The sequence below is a fragment of the Methanobrevibacter cuticularis genome (assembly GCF_001639285.1).
GTDB lineage: Archaea > Methanobacteriota > Methanobacteria > Methanobacteriales > Methanobacteriaceae > Methanobaculum > Methanobaculum cuticulare.
Map to the genome: position 1 here is coordinate 1 of NZ_LWMW01000163.1, position 3,809 is coordinate 3,809.

At 29.8% G+C, this 3,809-nt stretch carries 1 protein-coding gene; it reads right to left on the reverse strand.

Annotated elements, in window-relative coordinates; all coding sequences use genetic code 11:
* Nucleotides 1-421: 421 nt before the first annotated feature.
* Entirely contained in the window at nucleotides 422-3,511 is a 3,090-nt protein-coding gene (locus tag MBCUT_RS10185) for a beta strand repeat-containing protein (RefSeq protein WP_067260727.1), read from the reverse strand.
* Nucleotides 3,512-3,809 lie beyond the last annotated feature (298 nt).

Below are 3,809 nucleotides of genomic sequence, written 5' to 3' on the forward strand. Positions count from 1 at the left end.
GATATTTATTAAATAATTTTTATTTAAATTAATAAAGATATTTATTAAAATAATTTTTATTTAAATTAATAAAGATATTTATTAAATAATTTTTATTTAAATTAATAAAGATATCTATTAAATAATTTTTATTTAAATTAGTAAAGATATTTATTAAATAATTTTTATTTAAATTAATAAAGATATTCAACAAATTAAATACTATTTAAAGCATTTTAAAATGACAAATTAAAATTATAAGATGATAAAATTTCGTGTTGTGCATAAAACATGAACCCCATCAAATAATATTTTTATTTTCCTATCATAAACAAAATAGATAAAAACTTAGTTTTCCTAAAAAAGAATATAAAAAAACTAGATACTACAAATAAAAAAATAAAAAAAGAGGAAAAATAAGCAAATCCTCCTAAAAAAATCTTTAATCTTCTTTTCTTCTAATACTTATTCCAAATATGGTTAACAACACTAATATGATAGCTATTATCGGCATTCCTGTATTTTTCATAGTAGCACTAGCTACTGGATTGTTATTTGTTTTATTATTATTAGTATCATTATTATTGTTTTGGATTTCAAATTCAACTGAAACTGGATTAACATCGTAGTTTACATCACCAGATGAAACTGTAATCACATGACGACCGTCACTGAGTTCACTACTTGGAATATGGATTCTTCTAACACCATAAACATCAGTAAAGATATCTGCGATGTGTTTACCATCCAAATCAACACTAACTTCATAGCCTGGTATTGGATCGCCGTCTTCATCCGTTACTGTGACAATCACATCAACAGAACCATCAGAATTTTTAATTACATCCACATCAACAATAGCTTTACCTTTTACAACATTAAAAGTTGTAGTATTGGTATAGCTAAAGTATTTATCGTTTCCTGCATAATCCAAAATAGAATTAACACTTCCAGTGTGAGTTGGTTTGTAAGTAAGACTCCATCGACCATTAGAATCAGTAGTCAAAGAATAAGCTTTACCACCAACAGTAACAGTAATTGGAACATTAGCTACTGAATTGCCATTCTCATCAACAAGCACACCACTGATTGTTATGGTTTTACCCACCTTAACATCATTTGGAATATTTACAGTTGAATTAATAGCTAATTTAGTAACATTAAAGCTAGTAGAATTACTAAAGCTCATGTAATTTTCATTACCTGCAAAGCTAACGATAACCTCTAAATCAGTTCCACTTCGGTTGGTAGTGTAATTTAACTCCCAATATCCACCATTATCAACAGTTACATTAGTAAAGAGTTTACCATCAACAGTAACATTAACACTAGTTACTCCAGTATGATTAGCTAAAACACCACTAATAGTAACATTTTCACCAATATTTACAGGATTAGGATTAACAACGATAGTTGAATTAGTACTGCTCATATTTACTGTGAAAGTAGTAGCATTGCTAAAATCATTGTAATTTTCATTACCAAAGCTAACAATAACTTCTAAATCAGTTCCAGTTCGGTTGGTAGTGTAATTTAACTCCCAGTAACCAGAAGCATCAACAGTTACATTAGTAAAGAGTTTACCATCAACAGTAACATTAACACTAGTTACTCCAGTATGATTAGCTAAAACACCACTAATAGTAATATTTTCATCAATATTCACAGAATCAGGGTTAACAACAATAGTAGAATTAGTAAAAGCTTTTGTCGCACTAAAAGGCATAAACACATCTTGATTATCTAAAGAATCTAAAGAAGCAGTTACGTTCTGAGTTCCTACAGATAAAATAGTAAACAGATGGTTAAAACTTTCATTACGACTAGAATTATAAGCTTTACCATTAAAAGTACCAGTAATAACAAAATCAGGTAAATTTGTAACATTAGTATTATCAAGAGTAGTATTCAAGACTAACAGATAAAAGCTAACATTATCATCAAAATGAACATCATCCAAACTACTAGAGTTAGTAATATTCAAAATATAATGATTATTAGTATTAAGACCAGAAATACTGCTACTTATATCGTTTTTACCCCACCAATTCCAATCAGCATTAGTATCAGTTCCAGAGTTTTCCATATCATAACCAGTACTATTATTATTGAAAATACGGTTGTAATTGATATGATTACCATTTCCATCAAGAATAATTATTCCCTCTTGGTTATTGAGTATATCGGAACCAGTTAAACTATTATTAGTACCATTGAAAACAACAGCATGGCTATTACCAGTGAAATTAGAATCCCTAATCACACCATCACTACCATTAGTAAACACACCACCACCATAAATAGCAGCAGTATTGTTAGTGAAGCTAGAACCACTAATATTCATATTAGAAATATCATCATTATACACAGCACCACCATAACTAGTAGCAGTGTTGTTAATGAAGCTAGAACCACTAATACTCATATTACTATAATCCTGATTATTCACAGCACCACCATTAGTAGCAGTGTTGTTAGTGAAATTAGAATCAGTAATATTCATATTAGAATAATAATTATTATACACAGCACCACCATTAGCATCTTGATTAGGAATAGAAACGGTGTTGTTAATGAAGTTAGAACCAGTAATACTAACATTACAATTAGAATTAATATGCACAGCACCACCATTAGCATCATGATTAGCAGTAGAAACGGTAGAAGCGGTGTTGTTAGTGAAGTTAGAACCAGTAATACTAACATTACAATTAGAATTAATATACACAGCACCACCATGAGCATTAGCACCAGTACTAGAAGCGCTGTTGTTAATGAAGTTAGAACCAGTAATACTAACATTACAATAATAATTAATATACACAGCACCACCATTAACACCACTAGTAGAATTAGCGTTATTGTTAGTGAAGTTAGAATCAGTAATATTCATATTAGAATACCAACTATTATACACAGCACCACCAACACCACCAACACCACCAACATTATTGTTAGTGAAGCTAGAACTACTAATACTCATATTACCCATATTATTATACACAGCACCACCATTACTAAAAGTACTAGTACATTTGTTGTTAGTGAAGCTAGAACCACTAATATTCATATTACCATTACTATTATACACAGCACCACCAGCACCACCACCACCATTATCGGTGTTGTTGATGAATGTACAGTTGATGATAGTCATGGTCCCCTGATAGATGTAGATTGCTCCACCATCACTAGCGATTCCGTTTGTGAATGTTATGTTGATGAATCTAACATTCAAGTTACTGTTTATTGAGAATATTCTGCTGAGTCCTTGTGCATCGATGATTACTTGGTTTGTTGATGTGTTACCTTGTATTGTTATATTTTTGTCGATTGTGATTCCATAGTCGTCTGTTTTGTTGTATATTCCTCCTTGTAAGGTTAATGTGTCTCCATCGCCTGTACCAGCTATTCCATCGGTTATCGTGTCTGAATTATTAATAGTGTTATTTGCTGCACTAATAGCTGATAAACTACATACAGATAAAAACATGAAGACTATGGTAAATAAAGCTATTTTCTTGTATTTCAATGTTTTTCACCTCCGTTTTTTTTCTTCGAAATACTTGCCAGTTATTTATTAAAAACTAAATATTTAATAATCATTTACTAAAATATTACTTTTATTATAAGACATGAAAAAACTTGTTAGTTCTTAAAAAAACAGTTAGTATCATATTAAACTATTAATACTTAATTACTGGGCAAATATACTTATAATTAATAGTTATATATAAAGATATCGATTCTAAAGACCCCATTATCTATTTATTAAGAAATAACATTTTAGATTCGATCACATACATTACCCCCCCCCCCCCCCAAAAAAA